General features: G+C 45.3%; 17 protein-coding genes and 1 pseudogene. 12 read left to right on the top strand and 6 right to left on the bottom strand.

The window, feature by feature from the left end; genetic code table 11:
- The first annotated feature begins 53 nt into the window (after nucleotides 1–53).
- Entirely contained in the window at nucleotides 54–1,310 is a 1,257-nt protein-coding gene (locus C1S74_RS19800) for an adenylosuccinate synthetase (RefSeq protein WP_045397155.1), read from the top strand.
- Nucleotides 1,311–1,472: 162 nt separating this feature from the next.
- Here C1S74_RS19800 and C1S74_RS19795 read toward each other — a convergent pair whose 3' ends face one another.
- Nucleotides 1,473–1,688, bottom strand: a complete 216-nt coding sequence (locus tag C1S74_RS19795; RefSeq protein WP_080774341.1) for a hypothetical protein — start codon at nucleotides 1,686–1,688, stop codon at nucleotides 1,473–1,475.
- Nucleotides 1,689–2,152: 464 nt separating this feature from the next.
- Between C1S74_RS19795 and C1S74_RS19790 the strand changes: the two genes are divergently transcribed.
- Entirely contained in the window at nucleotides 2,153–3,640 is a 1,488-nt protein-coding gene (locus C1S74_RS19790; protein WP_045397153.1) for an EAL domain-containing protein, read from the top strand.
- Nucleotides 3,641–3,966: 326 nt separating this feature from the next.
- Nucleotides 3,967–5,031, top strand: coding sequence for an L-asparaginase 2 (gene ansB / locus C1S74_RS19785; protein WP_045397150.1), 1,065 nt, complete (start codon nucleotides 3,967–3,969; stop codon nucleotides 5,029–5,031).
- 116 nt (nucleotides 5,032–5,147) lie between these two features.
- Here ansB and C1S74_RS19780 read toward each other — a convergent pair whose 3' ends face one another.
- The gene (locus C1S74_RS19780) at nucleotides 5,148–5,927 is read right to left on the bottom strand and encodes an AraC family transcriptional regulator (RefSeq protein WP_045397148.1); all 780 of its coding nucleotides are present in this window, start codon (nucleotides 5,925–5,927) and stop codon (nucleotides 5,148–5,150) included.
- 93 nt (nucleotides 5,928–6,020) lie between these two features.
- On the opposite strand from C1S74_RS19780, the gene C1S74_RS19775 reads away from it, so the two are divergent.
- Nucleotides 6,021–7,145 (top strand): MFS transporter, encoded by a 1,125-nt coding sequence (locus C1S74_RS19775; protein WP_045397147.1) that lies wholly within the window; start codon nucleotides 6,021–6,023, stop codon nucleotides 7,143–7,145.
- Nucleotides 7,146–7,286: 141 nt separating this feature from the next.
- On the opposite strand, the gene ppsR is transcribed toward C1S74_RS19775, so the two are convergent.
- On the bottom strand, nucleotides 7,287–8,120 hold the full coding sequence (gene ppsR / locus C1S74_RS19770; RefSeq protein WP_038865048.1) for a posphoenolpyruvate synthetase regulatory kinase/phosphorylase PpsR: 834 nt from the start codon (nucleotides 8,118–8,120) through the stop codon (nucleotides 7,287–7,289).
- Nucleotides 8,121–8,300: 180 nt separating this feature from the next.
- Here ppsR and ppsA point away from each other — a divergent pair, with 180 nt between their 5' ends.
- The 4 genes from ppsA to tyrS all read left to right on the top strand — a co-directional run bounded on the left by ppsA (nucleotide 8,301) and on the right by tyrS (nucleotide 13,910).
- Nucleotides 8,301–10,670 carry a phosphoenolpyruvate synthase gene (gene ppsA, locus C1S74_RS19765; RefSeq protein WP_045397144.1) on the top strand — a complete coding sequence of 790 codons (2,370 nt, stop codon included), beginning with the start codon at nucleotides 8,301–8,303 and terminating at the stop codon, nucleotides 10,668–10,670.
- A gap of 183 nt (nucleotides 10,671–10,853) precedes the next feature.
- A complete protein-coding gene (locus C1S74_RS19760) occupies nucleotides 10,854–11,633 on the top strand; it encodes a lipid-binding SYLF domain-containing protein (RefSeq protein WP_039975510.1) in 780 nt (259 codons plus the stop codon).
- Between the two features lie 117 nt (nucleotides 11,634–11,750).
- Nucleotides 11,751–12,572, top strand: a complete 822-nt coding sequence (locus C1S74_RS19755; RefSeq protein WP_045397142.1) for a helix-turn-helix domain-containing protein — start codon at nucleotides 11,751–11,753, stop codon at nucleotides 12,570–12,572.
- A gap of 81 nt (nucleotides 12,573–12,653) precedes the next feature.
- Nucleotides 12,654–13,910: a tyrosine--tRNA ligase gene (gene tyrS, locus C1S74_RS19750; RefSeq protein WP_045397140.1), complete on the top strand. Its 1,257-nt coding sequence runs from the start codon at nucleotides 12,654–12,656 to the stop codon at nucleotides 13,908–13,910.
- Between the two features lie 42 nt (nucleotides 13,911–13,952).
- Here tyrS and C1S74_RS19745 read toward each other — a convergent pair whose 3' ends face one another.
- A complete protein-coding gene (locus C1S74_RS19745) occupies nucleotides 13,953–15,428 on the bottom strand; it encodes a DUF1214 domain-containing protein (protein ID WP_045397139.1) in 1,476 nt (491 codons plus the stop codon).
- 132 nt (nucleotides 15,429–15,560) lie between these two features.
- Between C1S74_RS19745 and C1S74_RS19740 the strand changes: the two genes are divergently transcribed.
- Together C1S74_RS19740 and C1S74_RS19735 are read left to right on the top strand one after the other, a co-directional pair.
- The gene (locus C1S74_RS19740; protein ID WP_045397137.1) at nucleotides 15,561–16,586 is read left to right on the top strand and encodes an AraC family transcriptional regulator; all 1,026 of its coding nucleotides are present in this window, start codon (nucleotides 15,561–15,563) and stop codon (nucleotides 16,584–16,586) included.
- A gap of 118 nt (nucleotides 16,587–16,704) precedes the next feature.
- Nucleotides 16,705–17,097: pseudogene (locus C1S74_RS19735) on the top strand (DUF1214 domain-containing protein); the annotation flags it as partial.
- Nucleotides 17,098–17,187: 90 nt separating this feature from the next.
- On the opposite strand, the gene C1S74_RS19730 reads toward C1S74_RS19735, so the two are convergent.
- Both C1S74_RS19730 and C1S74_RS19725 read right to left on the bottom strand, forming a co-directional pair.
- A complete protein-coding gene (locus tag C1S74_RS19730; protein ID WP_045397136.1) occupies nucleotides 17,188–18,102 on the bottom strand; it encodes a LysR family transcriptional regulator in 915 nt (304 codons plus the stop codon).
- Nucleotides 18,103–18,130: 28 nt separating this feature from the next.
- A complete protein-coding gene (locus tag C1S74_RS19725; protein ID WP_045397133.1) occupies nucleotides 18,131–18,490 on the bottom strand; it encodes a DUF6559 family protein in 360 nt (119 codons plus the stop codon).
- 129 nt (nucleotides 18,491–18,619) lie between these two features.
- Here C1S74_RS19725 and C1S74_RS19720 point away from each other — a divergent pair, with 129 nt between their 5' ends.
- Nucleotides 18,620–19,501 carry a LysR family transcriptional regulator gene (locus C1S74_RS19720; RefSeq protein WP_045397130.1) on the top strand — a complete coding sequence of 294 codons (882 nt, stop codon included), beginning with the start codon at nucleotides 18,620–18,622 and terminating at the stop codon, nucleotides 19,499–19,501.
- Nucleotides 19,502–19,604: 103 nt separating this feature from the next.
- On the top strand, nucleotides 19,605–20,687 hold the full coding sequence (locus C1S74_RS19715) for an efflux RND transporter periplasmic adaptor subunit (RefSeq protein ID WP_045397128.1): 1,083 nt from the start codon (nucleotides 19,605–19,607) through the stop codon (nucleotides 20,685–20,687).
- Nucleotides 20,688–20,693: the final 6 nt, after the last annotated feature.

Here is a 20,693-nt window from a genome sequence, read left to right as displayed (position 1 = left end):
CTTATTCATGCGAGCATCCTAAGATTTTCCGGTCTGTTTTTGGAGAATGAATTATGTCGTCTATCGTTGTTGTGGGTGCAAACTGGGGTGATGAAGGCAAAGGCCGCATCGTTGACTTTTTGGCAGAGCAAGCTTCTGCAAGCATTCGTTTCCAAGGTGGTAACAACGCGGGTCACACCGTAGTTAACGACCTAGGTACGTTCAAGCTGCACCAGCTACCAAGTGGCGTTTTCAACCCTGACTGTTTGGCAGTTTTAGGTCCGGGTATGGTTATCAGCCCTGCGTCGCTGTCTGAGGAGATTGCGGAAGTCGCGGAAGCGGGTGTTAAAGTGAACATGTGCATCTCTGATCGCGCAACACTGTGTCTACCTCTACACGCACTAGAAGATACGCTAGAAGAACAACGCTTAGGCGACAAAGCATACGGTTCAACTCATCAAGGTATTGCACCTGCATACGGTGACCGTGTGATGAAAAAAGGCATCCTAGTTGGTTGGCTGAAACAACCAGAAGTTCTAGTAGAACGCATCAAGTTTTGGATGGACTGGAAACTTCCACAACTACGTGCCCTTTACCCAACGTTCGAATTCGAACAAACCGCTGAAGAAATGGCGAACTGGTTGCTAGAAGTATCAGCACCTTGGCGTGATGCTATCTGCAACGTAACGCTGCCGCTAAAAGAGCTGCAAGCAAAAGACCAAACTCTACTGTTCGAAGCACAGTTAGGTGCGGGCCGTGACCTTGTTTACGGTGAGTACCCATGGACTACATCTTCAAACGTTGTGTCTATGTACGCAGGTATTGGTAGTGGTCTTCCTGCTCTACGTCCAGAGCGCGTTATTGCAGTAGCAAAAGCGTTCAGCTCATCAGTAGGTACTGGTACGCTAATCACTGCAATGGAAGAGCAAGATGCATTCCGTGAACTTGCGGGTGAATTCGGCGCAACAACAGGTCGTCCACGTGACATGGGTTACTTTGATGCAGTAGCGACTAAGAACGGCGTTGAGCTTCAAGCAGCGACTGAAATCGCTCTGACCAAAGTAGACTGTCTGACTGGTCTTAAAGATCTAAAAATCTGTGTTGGTTACGAAGGCGAGCACAGCGAAAACCCAATTTGGCCTCAAACGGCTGCACTAGCACCAATCTACGAGAAGATGGAAAGCTGGAGCGAAGACATTACTGGTTGTCGTAAATTCGAAGAGCTACCAGTTGCGGCACAAAAATACGTTCTGCGTATTGAAGAACTAATGGGTGTACCAGTGAAAATGGTATCGGTTGGTCCTGGTCGCGAGCAAATGATTATGCGTTAAGGCGTGGATTAACACGTCTATATCCAAGTCACATTAAGTACTTGGTTATATTAGCAAGCGGCTTTTTATCTTTTCCGGGGTAAAGCCGCTTTTTTTTAACTTATTTATCGTTAGATACATCGAACCAGTGTTGCAGAAAAGAATGCTTGTAGGTTTCTTGTATCAAATACCTAAATCACTCATCGGCCTGACAATCGAACCGTGTTGTTGAGCCAAAAAAGAAAATTCAACTTCCTGCCCACAGCCGCAGTGGAAGTCATATCCCTCCCCAACTAAGAACGGTGTAGTTCGGTCAATAAACCAATCTTTCGATTGTTGAGTATGCAGCTCACCACAGCACGGACAAGTCACTTTAACAGAGTAAATTTTCGCGATCATTTCTCTAACCTCTTAATAGTGGAATGCTAACTAACGAAAACGTTTGCCTTGGGTAAAGTAAACGAAGTCTTGAAACACTTCGTTAAGAAACTGTCAGATCAACGACCGAAAATTGAGTGTTTCAACCGCATTTCAAACAAATCATATTTTGGTACTAAATGGGCGAGACAAAAACAGGGAAGTAACCGAAAGAATTAATAAACATTCGAACTAAGTTCAAATAAACAACGAGGATTAATTTGATATTTTTTATTTTAAAATAGCAACTTAGCGAAATTTTATAAGATCATGCTCACAGTTTGAATTAACCATTTCCTAAATTTGAGACAGTTAATATAATTTTATATCATTATTTGTTTGCACTAGTTATTTCTGTGGCCAATCAATTCCTCAAAAAGACATCTAAGAAATGGAATAACAATATTCAACTGGGCGTAGTTGGAGTTCTATCATTTACTATCTCGATGCTGGCATTCATCCCTCTAGCAAATCAGCATCATAAAAAGCTCACGGAACAGGCAGTTTCAGCGATCGAGTCTGAAATGCGTGAGAATGTTCAGCAGCTAGCGCCTTTGTTAGATGGCAAGTATTTCCTCAAACCATGTGATGAACTGATCCATGACTTGCGCACTAGCATTTTCAATTTAGGGATGGCGAAAGATATCTCGACGTTCGATCAAAATGGAAACGCTCTTTGTACCAGTAGTGAACGTCGCCCCTCTTTTCGTATTTATTCCAGCATATTGAATCGCTTGGGCGATAGCGACATACATGCCACTTTATCTTTTACTCAAAGGGCACTCACCGATAATCAAGCCTTGATTCTCTTCTTTACTCAACAACAAGGGCGAGGTATCAGTGTCGTGTTTCCAAAGCAAATATTGGAAGTGTTGGTCACCGATGTCTTTAGTTTTGGTGACATGCATTATCGTATCGACATCATTGATAGAACGGCGATAAACACCATAACTCAAAATGGTCTTAGACAAGAGCAAGCTACATCCAAACTATTACCATTTACCGTCTACTCAACAATAGGCTTTCCATTTTATTGGCAATACTTGGTAAGCAAACTCTGGATTGGGCTCTTAGGCATGGCTTGTACTTTGGTTATACACTTGTTTTTTTCATCAAAGAAGTTTGCCAAAAACAGTTTAGAATTCTCGCTAACACAAGCTATAAAAGGCCGTAATTTGAGCGTGCACTACCAACCAATTGTCGATCAGCGAGATAGAACTGTAATTGGTGGAGAATCATTAGTCCGTTGGAACGATCCAGTACAAGGGTTTATCTCTCCGGGTATTTTTATTCCTTTGGCAGAGAAAGTCGGTTTGATAGACCAAATCACTTACTTGGTTTTAGATAATGCAATCACCATGATCAGCGAAAACAAAATCATGTTCAGTGAGCGCTATATCAGTGTAAACGTGAGTCGCTCTTTGATACTTCGAGGAGATTTTATTAATGAAGTCGAGTCTCGATTGAAGTATCACTATCTAGCTAGTGAACGTTTGGTGTTTGAAATTACCGAAGAGGCTATATTCAATGATGACGAATTCTTGACCTTGCGTGCACACTTGGACCGCCTATCAAGGCTAGGTATCCGTATTGCTGTTGATGATTTTGGTACCGGTTACTCAGGCTTAGATTTCATCACTCAGTACCCATTTGATATCATAAAAATCGATCGTGTCTTTGTGAACAACTTGAGTAACGGACATACCATCCAGCCTTTGCTCGAAGCCATTCATACCCTTTCGCAAACCTTAAATATGTCGGTCATAGTCGAAGGTGTGGAAGATCCTTCTCAACTGAGAGTGTTACATGAGCTTGGGTTCTATAACATTCAGGGGTTCTACTTTTCAAAGCCTATACCAAAACAAGACTTCCTTGAGTACGTACAATCAAGCCAGTCATCCCAGTTGCAAAAACTTCAACCTGTATTAAACTGAAGCACAGACCATTAGAACTACACGGAACTTTGGTTAGGCGGAACTGCCCTACCACTTCCTGTTCCCGACCAGTGGTACAATGGCGCTTCTTTATTTACTAATAAATCAATTACGATTAATCAATTGTTGACCAGATTACTGGAAAGGCTCACTTGTTAATCAAGCACGTCGATTACGTTAACCATCTGATTTGATATTCTTTAAGTGCTTGGTTGATCACTATTTTTATCTGTAAATTGGTGAGGTTGTGCTCAAAAAATCTACCGTACTGTTTTTAGGATAGATAACGCTTCCCCCAACATCTAACCCAAAAACAGGTGATCCCTATGAAGAAAAATCTTTTCCGCCTCAGTGCGATAACACTTGGTTTGTGCTTCAGCTCTTTATCATTTGCTCAGTCAGATCTTCCAAATATAAAGATTCTTGCGACTGGTGGTACGATTGCTGGCGCTGGACAATCAGCCACTGAATCCAACTACACAGCTGGTAAGGTCGGAGTAGATTCTCTGATCAACGCGGTGCCTAGCATGACAAATATTGCAGATATCTCTGGTGAGCAGGTTGTCAGTATCGGTTCTCAAGATATGAATGACGAGGTATGGTTGAAATTAGCGAAGCGCGTCAATGAATTGCTCGCGCAAGATGATGTCGACGGTATCGTCATTACTCATGGTACGGATACATTAGAAGAGACAGCCTACTTTCTTGACCTCACCGTAAAAAGCGACAAACCCGTCGTCATTGTTGGCGCGATGCGACCTTCTACCGCGATGAGCGCAGACGGCCCAGTGAACCTCTACAATGCCGTTGTGACCGCAACAGATGAAGACTCACAAGGCCGCGGCGTTTTAGTCGCAATGAACGACACCATATTTGATGCCCGTGATGTCACTAAGACCAACACCACTTCGGTCAGCACGTTCCAATCACCGAACTTTGGTCCACTTGGCTACATTCATAACAGCGATGCGAAATATCAAAGAAGTCCAGAGCGCAAACACACTACTGAAACCACTTTTGACGTATCTAAACTTGATAAACTGCCTCAAGTGGGCATTGTTTATAACTACGCCAACGCGTCTAATTTGCCAGTCAAAGCGTTAGTTGATGCGAAGTTTGATGGTATTGTCAGTGCTGGTGTGGGCAATGGGAACTTATACCATAGTGTGTTTGATGAGTTAGAAAAAGCGAGCAAAGACGGCATTCTGATTGTTCGTAGTTCCCGCACGCCTACTGGGTCTACTACCTTGGACGCAGAAATAGACGACGACAAATATGGCTTCGTTGCATCTGGTACATTGAACCCGCAGAAAGCTCGTATTTTATTGATGTTGTCTCTGACACAAACTAAAGATTATCAAGCCGTGCAAAAGATGTTTGAGTTTTACTGATCACCTAAGTAAAAGGTCAATAGAAGCATGACATAATCGGCAACCAATGAGGAGGCGAATACTATGCCTCCTCAAGGCTTACTCACTATCTCGTTGATATGAATTGCTCTCTGACATCAACGGAAATCTTTCATATATTGAGCAGGAGGTTTACCTAATAATTTTTTGAAAAAAGTGATGAACGCACTAACCGACTCATAGCCTAAATCTTCGGAAATTCGCTGAACACTTTCTCCTTTCGACAGTTTTTGTATCGCGACAATCGCATGTAATTGCGCTCGCCATTGGCCAAACGTCATACTCAATTCTTGTTGAACCAACCTTGCTAAAGTGCGCTCGCTCATCGCCAATGATTTCGCCCATTGACCAATGTGTATTTGATTGTTCGGATCATCAATCATCCAATACGCTAATTTATTGAGTCTCGACTCTCTCGGAATTGGAAAATCAAACCGCTCTGTCGGCATGCTAATAAGTTCATCGATTAAAACTTGAGCTAAACGCCCAACTCGTCCTGCTTCATCATAATCTTTCTCTTCGCTGGCAAGCTTTATGACTAACTCTCGCAATAAAGGAGAAACCGATAAGGTGCACGTTTTATTGGGTAAACCTTGAATAACCGGATCGACAAACAGCATGCAAATATCAGTATTTGCCGCAATATCATTATTGTGGGGAATGTGGCTCGGAATCCACACCGCGCAATGATTTGGCACCATCCAAATCGCATCTTCTATCTGACTCTTTACAAATCCGGTCAAAGGCATGATCAATTGCCCCTTGCGATGCTGATGGTAAGGCACTTCATCTTGCTCGATTTCATGCATCCGTAGCGCAACCACTTTTTGGTGATAGTCATCGGAGTCAAAATAAGAGCTAGGAAGAGGGTTCGCCATATTTGTCTGTTTTTAGCAATAATATGTCAATATCAATAAATTCAGATTCTAATCGAAGACGTACTATGACGCCACTATCTAGGAGGCGACGTTTTGTCACATAAAAATAAAGTAAAGCTCAATCATCCTCTGCTCCTGATTCTTGGCATTATGCTTATCGCGAGCACGCTAAGAGCACCAATCACCTGGGTTGGTCCCATTCTTGATTTCATCTCTAAAGACTTAGGACTTTCCCCCACTTTCGCTGGTTTTATTACAACCTTGCCTTTGATCGCCTTTGCAGTATTTTCTCCAGTGTCGTCAGGCGTTGCGCGTAAAGTAGGGCTAGAACCAGCATTGATGTTTGCGCTCGTGGTTATCTCTTTCGGGATTATCCTACGCTCACTTGGGGCAGTTACTATGCTTTACCTTGGCACTCTGTTGATTGGCATTGGCATTGCTTTTGGGAATGTACTTTTACCCAGCCTACTGAAAAGAGATTTTCCTCATAAGGTCACGACACTCACCTCTATGTATGTCTTGATGATGGGCGTCGCATCAACATTCAGCGCAAGCGCAGCGTATCCGATCATGGATTGGGCAACCAAATGGCATATTGACCAAATCCCACACTGGGGATTGTCATTGGCTAGCGTCTTGATTTTCCCAGTTCTTGCGATTGTGCTGTGGCTACCGCAAGTACACCAACATACTCGACCAACGGCAGATACCACCACATTGGAAGGCCATCAATACCTTTGGCGCACACTTGCAGCATGGCAGGTCACGGCTTACCTCGCGCTTAATTCTTTTATGATGTACATCTTCGTAAGCTGGTTACCAAGCATATTGCTTGAAAAAGGTTATTCAGAAAATGAAGCCGGCGTCTTACATGGGGTGCTTCAACTTGCCACTGCTGTTCCTGCTTTGGTTCTTATCCCTCTTATGGCCAGAATGAAAGACAAACGCGGTTTAAGCAGCATGATTTCAGCTTGTGCTGCATTGGGGCTTATCGGGTTAATGCTATTGCCTCAGCTTGCTGTGGTGTGGGTCATTGCGATCGGGTTTAGTCTTGGTGGCGGGTATTTATTTGCCGCCACCGGCCCGATGATTTTCGGCTTTTTGCATGAATCCTTTCATTCTTGGCAAGAGCCTTTGATTTTCCTATTCGCGATTTCCTTGGTATGGACTGGCATCGCTTTCATTGCAGGCAAACCACAAATGATCAAAACCCGTTAAGGCTCTCGGCTTACTTAGCATCAACGCTACGAATTGAGACAAGATCTCCATAAAAAGACACACCCATAAGAAAACAAGGTGCCGATATTGGCTATCGGCACCTTGTTAAGTTCTGTACTCAAGTAATATCTGGAAATGTCCTTAAAATAGGCGACGTTTCATTCCTGCTCTTTCTAATATACGCGTGGTGATTTCTTCCACCGACAGCGATGACGTGTTGATGTAAGGAATTGCTTCTCTTCTGAACAGCGCTTCTACCGTATCAAGCTCCAACTTACACTGCTCAGTGCTGGCGTATTCGCTGCCTGATAAGCGGTTCTCGCGGATTTCATTCAACCGTTCAGGGTTGATGGTTAAACCAAACAGTTTATGACGATGGATTTCGAACTCCGGCAATAAACGCATCATCTTGACGTCTTCGGCGATAAACGGGTAATTCACTACGCGCATACCAAATTGCATCGCCATGTATAGACTGGTGGGCGTTTTACCACTTCTCGACACACCCAGCAAAATAATATCGGCCTCTTCTAAGCCTTTTAAAGTGATGCCATCATCATGAGCCAGCGTGTATTCAATCGCAGCGATTCGGTCGAAATAAGTATCAGAATCTTTACCAACACTGCGTGAACGTTGCAGCTTTGGTTGTGGCTTCATTTGAATGTCGTCTCCTACTTTCTGCACAATGCTCTCTAACACGTCATAACAATTTGCAGGTGCTTTGCGAAGCAATTCACGAAGTTCTGGTACCACAATTGAGAAGAATACCAATGGTTTAACGCCTTCTCGCTGGTAGGAAATTTCAATTTCTTTAATAACATCGGCAACTTTGTCTGGCGTTTCGACAAAAGGAAAGGTTTTTTCATTAGCAATGAAGGGAAACTGACCCAGAACAACATGCCCTAATGTCTCACATGTTATGGCAGTTCCGTCAGAAACATAGAATACATCACGACTTTGGCTATTTATTTGCATTTTTGTTTATTTTTTCAAATTCATTTGAGTAGGATGGTTTACATAATATTAATAAATCAATTTGGCTTGCAATTACGTTCCCCACAGCTTTGAAAATTCCTTGAGAATTTTTTTCAGCCAATACGTAATCGTTTGCCTTTAAGTCCCCCTACAATTGCTGCAATGTTTCTGGAGAAAGACATGCAAAAGAACACCCTCTGGTTCAATGGCCTATCCATGGATGATGTCGACAAAGTCGGCGGTAAAAATGCTTCACTTGGCGAAATGGTTTCTAACCTAGCCAATGTTGGCGTATCAGTACCAAACGGTTTTGCGACCACCTCTTATGCGTTTAATCAATTCCTAGACCACGAAGGTTTGGATGAACGTATTCACCAACTACTTGATGAACTAGACGTTGAGGATGTAGAAGCACTGCGTGAGACAGGTGCAAAGATCCGTCAATGGGTATTAGAAGCGCCATTCCCTGCGGATCTTGAACAAGACATCCGCGATAACTACAAAGAACTGACAGACAATCATCCTGAGATTTCTGTTGCCGTTCGCTCTTCTGCAACTGCAGAGGATCTACCGGATGCGTCATTTGCTGGTCAGCAAGAGACGTTCCTAAACGTAAAAGGCATTGATGCAGTACTAGAAGCGACCAAACACGTTTACACTTCTTTGTTCAATGACCGTGCAATTTCATACCGTGTACACCAAGGCTTTAACCACCGCGGCATTTCGCTATCGGCAGGTATTCAACGCATGGTGCGCTCGGACAAAGCCTCTTCTGGCGTTATGTTCACCCTCGATACGGAATCTGGCTTCGACCAAGTCGTATTCATCACCTCTTCTTGGGGCTTGGGTGAAATGGTGGTTCAGGGAGCGGTTAACCCTGATGAATTCTACGTTCACAAACCAATGCTAGAAGCGGGTCAACACCCAATTGTTAAGAAGACCTTTGGCTCTAAGCAGATCAAAATGATCTACTCAGACCGTCAAGAGATCGGTAAGCAAGTTGAGATCATCGATACTTCAGTAGAAGAGCGCAACGCCTTCTCTCTGAATGATGAAGAGATCAAAGAGCTAGCCAAACAAGCGATGATCATCGAAAAGCACTACAAACGTCCTATGGATATTGAGTGGGCAAAAGATGGCATCGACGGCAAGCTTTACATCGTACAGGCACGCCCAGAGACAGTATGTTCTCAAAGCGAGCAAAACGTGATTGAGCGTTACGAGCTAAGCAACAAAGCAGATGTTTTGGTTGAAGGTCGTGCGATTGGTCAACGTATCGGCAAAGGCCCAGTGCGCTTAGTCGACTCTCTAGACCAAATGTCATTGGTGCAAGATGGTGATGTGCTGGTGACAGACATGACTGACCCAGATTGGGAACCAGTAATGAAGAAGGCGTCTGCGATTGTCACGAACCGTGGCGGTCGTACTTGTCACGCAGCCATCATCGCACGTGAGCTAGGTATTCCTGCAATCGTTGGTTGTGGTGACGCCACCAGCAAGCTAACAGACGGCGAGACAGTGACTGTGTCTTGTGCAGAAGGTGAAACGGGCTACGTTTACCAAGGCGAGCTGGATTTCGAAATCAAACGCTCTGCGGTCGATGAGCTTCCACTGCTTCCAACCAAAGTCATGATGAACGTGGGTAACCCAGACCGTGCGTTCGACTTCGCTCAAATCCCGAACGAAGGTGTGGGTCTTGCGCGTCTTGAATTCATCATCAACAAGATGATTGGTATTCACCCGAAAGCACTACTGAACTTCGATGCGCAGAGCGATGAGCTAAAAGCGGAAATCACTGAGCGTATTCGTGGTTACAACGATCCAATCGATTTCTACGTTAGCAAGCTAACCGAAGGCATCGCGACTATCGCGTCGGCATTCTGGCCAAAACGCGTGATCGTGCGTATGTCTGACTTCAAATCGAACGAGTACAGCAACTTAGTTGGTGGTAAAGGTTACGAACCGCATGAAGAGAACCCAATGCTGGGCTTCCGTGGTGCGTCTCGCTACATTTCTCCAGTGTTTGAAGACTGTTTCGAGCTAGAAACTCAAGCAATCAAACGCGTTCGTAACGAGATGGGTCTGAAGAACGTTGAAATCATGATCCCATTCGTACGTACACCAAGCGAAGCGGCATCGGTTATCGACCTACTAGCTAAGTTCGACCTACGCCGCGGCGACCAAGGTCTGAAAGTCATCATGATGTGTGAGCTACCGTCAAACGCAGTACTTGCTGAAGAGTTCTTGAAGTACTTCGATGGTTTCTCTATCGGCTCAAACGACATGACTCAGCTTACACTTGGTCTGGATCGTGACTCTGGCGATGTTGCACACCTATTCGATGAGCGTAACCCAGCAGTGAAAGCCATGCTGCAAATGGCCATTGATGCGGCAACCAAAGCAGGCAAATACGTCGGTATCTGTGGCCAAGGCCCATCAGACCACGATGACCTAGCGGAATGGTTGATGGAACAAGGCATCAGCTCTGTGTCATTGAACCCAGATACGGTTATCGATACATGGTTGAAGCTAGGTAAAGTGAGCAAGTAATACGCTCGTTTCCAACTCGCAATGCTAAGCCCTCAAGCCTCGGTTTGAGGGCTTTTTCTTTGTCTATCATGTCAAAGCTCTGTGAGTTCGTGACGACAATCCCAACCTAAACGGCGTGCTAATTTCCCCTCTGAGATTTTTCACCTAGAATGAAAGAATCTGATTTCATAAAAGAATGGACCTATGAAAAAGCCACTTGCACTTGTTACCGCTTTAACGCTACTCGCCTCTCCGGCTTATGCGGACTGGGACGACATTTCTAACAGTCTCTCAGACCTTGGTGACGCCGTCTCTGATACTGCAAAAGACACTTGGGATGACACCAAGGCGTTCTCTAAACAAGCTTGGCAAGATTTCACTAACTGGTCTGAAGATGCGATCAACACCGCTGGTGAATGGACCGACGCCAGCATTGAGACCAGTAAAAAGTGGATCGACGACGCCGATAAGAAAATCGATGAATTGATGGAAGGCGATACGCCAGAAGAAGCACGCCAAGCGATTGATTTAATGGCGGATAGCACTTTACTAAAACTCTTCAACGAGAAACCAGAAGCGAAAGATCTTTACGACAAAGCTTACGGTTATGCCGTGTTTGATTCACGTAAACTGTCGCTGATGTTCCACACCAACTCAGGCTCCGGTGTTGCAGTGAACAAATCGACGGATAAGCGCACTTACATGAATATGTTTGGCGCGGGTGTTGCCCTTGGTGTTGGCGGTAAGTTCTACCAACAAGTGGTGTTGTTCGAACATGAAAAAGACTTCAACACTTTTGTCGAAGAAGGTTGGGAAGCATCAAGCGAAGCCTCTTTAGTTGCGGGTGAGGATGGCGAAGAAATGACAGCCCAATTCAACAGCGGCGTAGCGGTATATCAGTTAAACACCACAGGCTTGTTGGTTGATGCGAACGTTTCTGGTTCGAAATACTGGGTCAACAAAGAGCTGACCGATTCGCAGTAATCGCTTAGTGACAAGGATTTATTGATGGGGAGCACAACGCTCCCCTTTTTGATCACTTTGGGATATCAGTCTGTTGCGTTATGCTTATCTCAACCTTTATCGCACGCTCGAATTCCCATGCCTAACGACGCATTCAACACTCAACTTGCAGAAACAATTTCTGCCCTTAACTCACCAAGCTTTACGCCTAAACTCATGCGCGTTATTGCTTCGTTATTGAGTTTTGATTGCGCGGTGATCCTTGGCTACCGCGAAGGCAAACACCCTATCTATCTGTATGATTCGATTGAGAATGAACGCGAGCTTTTGTTCCAGCGTTACCTCACCACCTCTTTTCAAAACGACCCGTTTTACCAGAAGCTTAACGCCAACAAAGAGCAAGGCATTTTTACGCTCAAAGATGTCGTAGGCAAAGACGTCGCGCGTAACGATCTCGATTACCAAGCCTACTGTGAGCAGTTTTACCATCAAACGGGCTGGAAGGATGAACTCAGTATGCTGATCGAAATCGAATCGACGCGTTGGGTGATGCTCTACTTTGGATTTATGCAAGACGATAAACGCTTCACCAAGGCTCAAGTCACCAAGCTCAAATCTTACTTCGCGATTATTCAGTCTTTGTGCCAACAACACTGGAAACAGACCGAGTTTACACTCGCCGAACCAGTATTCAGCCCTAACGCATATTCAGGGCACATGCGTGCAGCGATTGAATCCGCACTGGCGTCTTTTGGCGAAACTGTCCTCACCAAACGAGAACAGGAAATCGCAGCATTGATCGCGCAAGGCTATGACAGCAAAGAGATAGCAACGCAGCTAGATGTGGCAGAAGGCACAGTTAAGAATCACCGTAAACGCATCTACGCGCAGCTGAATGTGGCGTCGTTGAGCGAGTTCTTTCAGTTGTTTCTCAACCACCTGATCACTCAATCAAGATAACAAACTGTCCCTTTAGGGATATATCTCGATTCCACATCGCCTTTTAATCTGAATACAACCAAACCAGACAAAGATAAGACGATGACACTGATTGAAGATTTACAAGCTCGCGGTTTGATTGCCCAAGCGAGCGATTTAGACCAAGTTCAACAACTGCTATCTGAGCCACAAACCTTGTACTGCGGTTTCGATCCAACCGCAGGTAGCTTGCACATTGGCCACCTTGTTCCACTGATTATGCTCAAGCGCTTTCAAGATGCAGGACATCAAGCCATCGCTCTGATTGGTGGTGCGACCGGTATGATTGGTGACCCGAGCTTTAAAGCCACAGAGCGAAGCTTAAACTCAGAAGAGACCGTAACGGGTTGGGTACAAGATCTGTCGAATCAAATTCAACAGTTGATGAATAACCAAGTCAGCAAGCCAATGATCATGGTAAACAATGCGGATTGGGTGAAGCAGATTAACGTGATCGACTTCTTCCGCGACGTAGGTAAGCATTTCTCCGTGAACACCATGATCAGCCGAGAGTCGGTGAAGCAACGCTTACAACGTCCAGATCAAGGCATCTCATTTACCGAGTTCAGTTACGCACTGCTGCAATCTTACGACTTCGCAGAACTAAACCGTCAGTACGGTTGCCGCCTACAAATCGGTGGCAATGACCAATGGGGCAACATTGTTAGCGGCATTGACCTTACTCGCCGTCAAAATGGTGAGCAGGTCTTCGGTCTAACCCTACCTTTGATCACCAAATCTGACGGCACTAAATTTGGTAAAACCGAAGGCGGCGCTGTGTGGTTAGATCCAAGTAAGACCTCACCTTACGCTTTCTACCAATTCTGGTTGTCTGCGGAAGATGCCGATGTTTACCACTTCCTGCGCTACTACACCTTCTTGAGTTGCGATGAGATTGCTGCGATTGAAGCACAAGACAAAGAGAGCAAAGGCAAACCACAAGCACAGCGTATCTTAGCAGAGCAAATGACGCGTTTTGTCCATGGTGAAGAAGGCTTAGCAAGTGCGGAGCGAATCACTCAAGCGCTATTTAGCGGCAATGTGCAGCAACTAAGTTTGAGCGAGCTAAAGCAGTTGGAACTCGATGGCTTACCGAGCATGCAAAGTGCTGAGCAAGACTTGGTAGAACTACTGGTTGAATCGGGCTTAGCCAACTCAAAACGCATTGCTCGTGAGCTGATTGGCAACAACGCCATCAGTGTGAACGGCGAGAAAATTGATGCAGAAAACCCAAGTTTGAACTTCCCGTTGTTCGATCAATACTGGTTGCTTCAACGAGGTAAAAAGCATTTCTACTTGGTGAAGAGAATAGCTAACTAATAACAAGCCACCATGAAGAACTTCATCATGGTGGCTTTTGGTTTATTTCACGTGTTTAAAGTTTGGCAGAATCGTTTCTGGCTTTTGCTCCACAAACGCTTTGCTTGGTGAGTAAGCACGGAAGTACACAAACCAGTTTTCATCTGGTCGAGTTTGTACCCAGTTCGCTTCATTCACACCTTCTGGCTTGGTTGGCGAGAAGTGGAAAGTGTAGTTACCATCCGCGTCTTTTACTGTGCCCGGAACGTTTGAGCCCACATCGGCACGTTGAATGTCGTTATCGATGATGGCGCGGTTTTCCACGTTGTACACCGTAATGGTCCAGAACAAATCGGCGTAATTCACATCGCCATCTAAAGTCAGTGTGTAGTGATTGCTACCATTTAGGCCATAGCCTTCGCCATCACGGTAGTTATCAAGGTAAATCTGACCCCAGCCACCATTTTCAAAACCATGCATCGCAATATCGTTCGTCACCGCTTCATAAAACCATGCAGCGCGACCATCGAGATCCATGCCATAAGCTCGATCTTGGTTTGGTGTTGATGCTGTTGCAACTTCCCAACGGTTCCCTTCAGGCCCATATTCTGATTGATGTAAACGCCCCGTTTTGTTGAAGTCGATATTCTTAGTCATGGCCTCACCAAGCACTACCGCTTCTTGCATGATCTTCACTTGTTCGGCATTTGGTTCGAAAGGTTTACCCTTCTCAATACCCAATGGACGCAACATGTCATGCATCATGCGATCGCGCTCTGCAACAGGTTCTGTTTGAATGGCTTCGTTGAGCACTTGCCAAAACTCCATACCACGTGGGTGTTTCGCATCGAGACCTTTTTTCGGGAAGTTAACACCTCGATCGCTGAGTGGTTTGCCATCCAGATGCGTGATTGACATCGACTCCAAGTCCGTCATGCGTTGTTTCTCTGTTTTCGCCATTAAGCGCACACCAAAGAAGACATAGTTAGTATCCGATTCAAGTACCACCGCATCTTTTGGTAGGTTCTTCGGCGTTTCGCTGCCCTTTGCTTTTATCACGTATGTGCCTGGTTTGGTCATTTGTGCAATGCCAATCTGCCACATGGTATGCACAGCACCACGCAGTTCATCGGTCGGAATGTTTACCACGACTGGTTCTTTTTCTACGTTGAACCACGTAATCGCATACGGCGTTGAGGTGTTGTAAGTCAGACCGCCCAACTTCGATTGGTGCGATTCTACATACGTAATTTGGCCATCTTCTGAGCCCATTTTTTCATACGCTGCTTTCCACGCGTAGCTAGACGTCAGCGGAATAGACCAGATGTAAGCTTGCGTCGAACGTTGAAAATCCATCAAGTTAAACAATTTCTTGGAGCTTTCCTCTGTTGGAATGCCGTTAAGCACGCTGGTTTCAAAAGCAAAATCACCAGAGCGGGTGTGCATGTTCTCAATCTTGATGTTGCTTTGCGCGTAAGCGGTGCCGGTTAGAGCCGCAAATATCAAACCAGAGATAAGGGTTTTCGCTACTTTTTTCATGTCTATTCTCTACTCGTCGTTTCAGGCGAAATCAGGATGATGAAGGTGAAGTCAGCCATATCTTGACCAACTCAATGTGACGCAGTATAAAAACAAGCTACGATTGAAAATTGACATTTTGAGAATATTTTAGTGAAAAACGAATATCGATTGAGCGCGTTATATCTATCGGCCTTTCCTGAATTGTGCAGAAGATATGGTATTGAGCCGCAGATATTGACTTCACAACTCAACATTCAGATCTCAACCTTGCATGATGAAAACCAAGAACTTAGCCACCAGCAGTTTGCTGAACTTCTGAACTTAGCAGCCAACGAAACTCAAGACCCACTATTCGCTCTAGAACTGAGCACCTTAATTGATTACCAGTCTTTGGATATCGCCATGTTATTGATTGCCAATCAGGAATCACTCGCGAATATCTATCCTGTTCTGTTTGGTCTTTACCGCTATCAACAACGTGCATCACGCCATCAACTCAATATTCGTGACGACATTGCCCGCCACCTTACTCAATTCTTGTTTGAAACCGAGGTAGACACCAGCCAGCACGCTCTACTCTCCATCGGTGGCATCATTACAACTTTTAAAATGGTGTTGGGTGATCGGCTAAAGTTACATCAAGTCCACTTTAAAGCTCGCTACCAAGGCGAATCGGGATCACAACAACAAACTCAGATTGAACGGCTCGAACACTTCTTCGGATGTAAGGTGATATTGGGTAGCCAGTTCGATGGTTTTGAGTTTCCAAAAACACTGCTCGCAGAAAAGCCCAGCTTGGAGATGGCCATTACCTACCAAATGCGGCGCAAGATTTCTCACGGCCTTCAACATCACAACACCCTGCTCGAAATCACAACCAACTCCATTCTGCTGTTGTTCCCTCTTGGCGATATCAGCAAAACCTTGGTCAGTAAAATGTTGGGTATACATCCGAGAACACTGCAAAACTTATTGAATAAAAATGGACTCACCTACCGCGATATCGTGAATGCAGTTCGAGACTCTGAGAGCAAAAAGCTACTCATCAGTAGTGAATACCCAATAGGCACAATTGCAGACATGCTTTGCTACGCCTCTGCCGATTCCTTTATCCGCCAGTTCAAACGCACCAATGGCACAACGCCTTTGCAATATCGTAAGCAGCATAGCCTGTGATGACTAACTAGCAACGAACTTCCAATAACTTAGGCTTAGGTTAAATCAAACCTTACAATTCGGTTTGGTTATTATTTGAATCACATCAATTCATTTCTGTCATTCCATTAGTGTCAAGGTTGGTACCGCTGTGGGCTGGGCTGGCTTACCAGCAGAGTACGCGGTGTACTCTTCACGAGCAGGTACTGGCAAAGTTGAGTGTGCTGACATCACCTTCGATAAACCGTCACTAAGCTATGAAAAAGGCGGTTACTGGTCTATCACGGCATACTCAGGCAAAGGCTGGTTGATGACGGATAACAACAGCGCAGACTCAACCTCCGCTGTACCAAACAAAGATGGCTCTTACACCATTCACTTCGCACCGAAAGGCGAGACCTGTGGTGCCGCCAATAACGTAATTGAAGTGAACGATGCGGGCTGGAACTTCGCCCTGCGTGCTTACCGTCCAAGTGACAAAGCCAAAGCGATTGAAGAAATGCACAACTTCCCGAACGTGACGGCAAAATAACGCAGAACAGGCTTAATCTCCCCAGACCAAGCCTCTGAGAACAAACCTCTAAGAAGAAGCCTCTAAGAAGAAGCCTCTCGATGGAGAGGCTTATTGTTTTTCTTGGATGATGGCGTGAGAAGTGGTGATGATTTTTCGTTTGAGCCACTGATGCATCGGGTGCATGCGCTTATTGTGCGATTCCACCAGCACAATATTTTTAAGCTCATCTGGGGTGTGATTAGGGAAAGAGACATACTCAAACTCACCGCGCAGATAATGAGCAAGCTGTCGAGAGCAAGGCAAGATGATCTCACTCTGCTTAACCACATCGAGTAAGGTATGCAGATAGGAGCTTCGCGCTTTTACTTTCAACACTTCACTTGAAAGATGCTTGGCAATAAAGGGCTGAGTATCATTCCAACCCGGCACCACCAAACTGGCGTATTCTGCTTGATTGATTTCAGCTTGAGACAGAGTCTTTCCTGCCAAAGGGTGGTTGATTTTCACTAACCCAACAAAATCATCTTCACCAATCACTTGGTGGGTAAATTGCTTATTGGTGTCGATTGGCGAGTAGTTGATGGCCGCTTGAATCTCACCATCGAGCAGTTTTTTGAGTGTTTGAGAACCCCAATTCACTATGTTTACTTGTGCGTTTGGTGCCTCTTCAATCACCGCGAGGCACAAGCGTGCACCGAGCCAGTTGGAGATAAAGCCATTAATCGCAATGGTAATGTTACCTTGGTAATCGGCAGGCCCAAACGTTGGCGAGTCTAGAATCACCTCATCCAAACTCTCCATGATCATCGGCAGCTTGTCACCCAACTCAAGTGCACGAGGCGTTGGCTTTAAGCCAGAGTGAACACGAGTAAACAACTCATCATCAAAGTAATCACGCAGCCTTCCCAACGCTTTGCTGACGGCGGGTTGACTCAACGCTAATTGGTCACCCGCAATACGCGTGTTCTTAGTTTCGAGTAACACCAGAAAGATGCGAAGTAAGTTGAGATCCAGTTGCTTCATCGTGATTCGTTCCCTAATACAACCCTGTTTAGTATCGGCTATTCATTCCGAATCGGTGCGACATGTCATCGTCCATACGACCGCCTTTCCAGCCACCCGAACCAAGTAGATTCAGCACGTCTTGCGCCGTGTAATCACAACCATCGAAAAAGTCATTCGAGACATCGGCACGCAAGGAAGTAAGCTCAGTTCTAACTTCTTCGCTCAGTTCTTGAGGATCGGCATACAGGGCCAAAGCGATTTCTTGTTGGCGCTTGCTCAACTCGCTTGTGCTGCTTTGCACTTGTCCGATAGAGAAATACTCGCGACTTCCATAGCCCTTAATCAATCTGGCAGAAAGCAACTTAATGACCTTCTTGATTCGACGACGTTGAATGACTCTCAGCACATTAATTCCCTATTTCTCTTTTTAAAAAAGTATCTGTTATCAAAAGTCACGTTATATTTTGTGCATAACGTTATGATGCTTTAGAGTGTCACGGTTTAGTACAGTGTTCAATAAGCATGGAGCGCCAGTGTGAAAATCGACGATCTTAAACTCTTCATTAAAGTGGTCGAGCTAGGAAGCTTTACCGCCGCGGCAAACGCATTGGATCTGCCGCGCGCGAATGTGAGTCGACGAATTGGCGAATTAGAGCAATCCTTAAGCGCTCAGTTATTCCATCGCACCACACGCAGTTTATCGCTAACCAATAACGGCGAAGCCTATTACGAAAACTTGCAAAAAGCGCTGACGATGCTCGATTCGGCGAACGAACAAGTCAGCAACGACACCAATGAAGTTCGCGGCCGCATCAAACTTGGGTTATTGCCGGAAACCGATGAACTGGTTCGCCCAATTCTGTTTAACTTCCACGATAAATACCCACATGTTGAGTTGGATATTCGCAACATCAACAATGGCTTTAGTGACATGTTCCAACAAGGCTTGGACATCGCTTTCCATGGTGGTGCTCTATTTGATTCCGACATCGTTGCCCGTAAGCTTTTGACACTCGACCGTTGTTTAGTCGCTTCTCCCAATTACCTTGAAACACACGGCATACCAGAGAACCTAGAACAACTGAAGGAACACCAGTGTGTCTGTTTTCGTTGGCCAAATGGCGAGGTAGACAATGTCTGGCACTTCCAAGAGCAAAGTGTACAACTGCATCCGAAGCTCATTTCCAACAACATTGGCTTTATTAAGAACGCGACGATTTTAGATCGTGGCATCACCTTTATGCCCAAACTACTGGTGAAGCGAGAGTTGGAATCCGGTAGCTTGGTGCAGCTATTGTCACAATATTCTGTCACTGAAGAATCGGGGTGGTTGCTTTACCCGCAGCCAAAGACATTGAGTCAGGCGAGCCGCCTACTTATTGATCACCTCATTAAAGAAGTCCCAAAACTCGTTTAGCTGAATACATTGTCTCGTTTTTTGAGACAGTGAGTCTCATTGTCGAGTGATTATCTGAACATTGTACAATTGTATGATGGCACCAAAATTATGGAGCCATCGTATGAATCGTCTATTCAAAACTACTGCATTAGGTGCCGCAACATTGGCACTGTTTGGCTGTAATCAAAGCCAAAACACGTTCACCGAACCAGAGTCCCCTCGTCCAATTCAAGTTGTTGAAGTCACGGGTGAAAACGCGGCATTGAACAAATCGTTTAGTGGCATTGTTCAAGCAAAAGAGACCGCATCCCTTTCTTTTCGCGTTCCTGGCACGGTTGACCGCGTTTTGGTGAAGAAAGGCGATCATGTCGAGAAAGGACAGATCATTGCTACGCTTGATCCACACGATTACCAAGTCTCATTAGAAGAATTGCAAGCACGTATGCTGGAAGCGAAGTCTGCGCATAAACTGGCAAAGGCTGAGCTAAGACGCGTAAAACAAGCCACCGATGATGACGCGATTGCCAGTGTGAGTTTGGATCGAGCCATCAGCGGTTATGAGCGTAGTTTGTCTGCGGTTAAAGTGGTAGAGAAGAATATTCAACGCGCAGAAGATGCCTTGGCTTACACCACGCTGCGTGCGCCATTTTCTGGCAGCATTGGTGAGGTACGAATCGATGCATTCGAGCAGACATTGCCGGGCGTAAGCGTCGCCACCCTTCAACAAGACGGTCAGTGGGAAGTGGATATCGATGTGCCTGAAAACATGATTCGTCAGTTCACTCTTGGGCAAACAGCGGCACTGTCTTGGTATGGTTCAGAGCAAACATACCGTGCGAACGTCGCTGAAATCGCGCCTAAAAAGCATCTCATCAAACAAACTTACCCTGTCACCCTCGCTATCGATTCGATTTCTGACGAACTGTTCAATGGCAAAGCCGTAACGGTAACGACCTCATTCCAACCAGACCAATCCAATCATTGCTTCCCGTATTCTGCGATTTTAGGTGAAAAGAAAACGCTACACGTCAATGTAGTTCGTGACGCTATCGTACACACCGAGCCAGTGAAATTGCAGTCCATCGATTCTCATCAAGCCTGTGTCTCTGGTGCTTTCAATCAAGGTGATTATGTGGTCATTAGCGGCACCCATTATCTGCAAGCTGGCGACAACACGCCGAATTTAACCATCAAAACGCTATAGGTTCGA

This window comes from Vibrio hyugaensis, assembly GCF_002906655.1.
Classification (GTDB): domain Bacteria; phylum Pseudomonadota; class Gammaproteobacteria; order Enterobacterales; family Vibrionaceae; genus Vibrio; species Vibrio hyugaensis.
The sequence above is the reverse complement of the archived record's forward strand: the minus strand, read 5'-3'. Positions and strand labels throughout refer to the sequence as shown.

Excerpts from the sequence above, each read along its gene's own strand:
- C1S74_RS19800 (WP_045397155.1), top strand. The coding sequence starts at position 54 with ATGTCGTCTATCGTTGTTGTGGGTGCAAACTGGGGTGATGAAGGCAAA.
- C1S74_RS19795 (WP_080774341.1), bottom strand. The coding sequence starts at position 1,688 with ATGATCGCGAAAATTTACTCTGTTAAAGTGACTTGTCCGTGCTGTGGT.
- C1S74_RS19790 (WP_045397153.1), top strand. The coding sequence starts at position 2,153 with ATGCTGGCATTCATCCCTCTAGCAAATCAGCATCATAAAAAGCTCACG.
- ansB (WP_045397150.1), top strand. The coding sequence starts at position 3,967 with ATGAAGAAAAATCTTTTCCGCCTCAGTGCGATAACACTTGGTTTGTGC.
- C1S74_RS19780 (WP_045397148.1), bottom strand. The coding sequence starts at position 5,927 with ATGGCGAACCCTCTTCCTAGCTCTTATTTTGACTCCGATGACTATCAC.
- ppsR (WP_038865048.1), bottom strand. The coding sequence starts at position 8,120 with ATGCAAATAAATAGCCAAAGTCGTGATGTATTCTATGTTTCTGACGGA.
- ppsA (WP_045397144.1), top strand. The coding sequence starts at position 8,301 with ATGCAAAAGAACACCCTCTGGTTCAATGGCCTATCCATGGATGATGTC.
- C1S74_RS19760 (WP_039975510.1), top strand. The coding sequence starts at position 10,854 with ATGAAAAAGCCACTTGCACTTGTTACCGCTTTAACGCTACTCGCCTCT.
- C1S74_RS19755 (WP_045397142.1), top strand. The coding sequence starts at position 11,751 with ATGCCTAACGACGCATTCAACACTCAACTTGCAGAAACAATTTCTGCC.
- tyrS (WP_045397140.1), top strand. The coding sequence starts at position 12,654 with ATGACACTGATTGAAGATTTACAAGCTCGCGGTTTGATTGCCCAAGCG.
- C1S74_RS19745 (WP_045397139.1), bottom strand. The coding sequence starts at position 15,428 with ATGAAAAAAGTAGCGAAAACCCTTATCTCTGGTTTGATATTTGCGGCT.
- C1S74_RS19730 (WP_045397136.1), bottom strand. The coding sequence starts at position 18,102 with ATGAAGCAACTGGATCTCAACTTACTTCGCATCTTTCTGGTGTTACTC.
- C1S74_RS19715 (WP_045397128.1), top strand. The coding sequence starts at position 19,605 with ATGAATCGTCTATTCAAAACTACTGCATTAGGTGCCGCAACATTGGCA.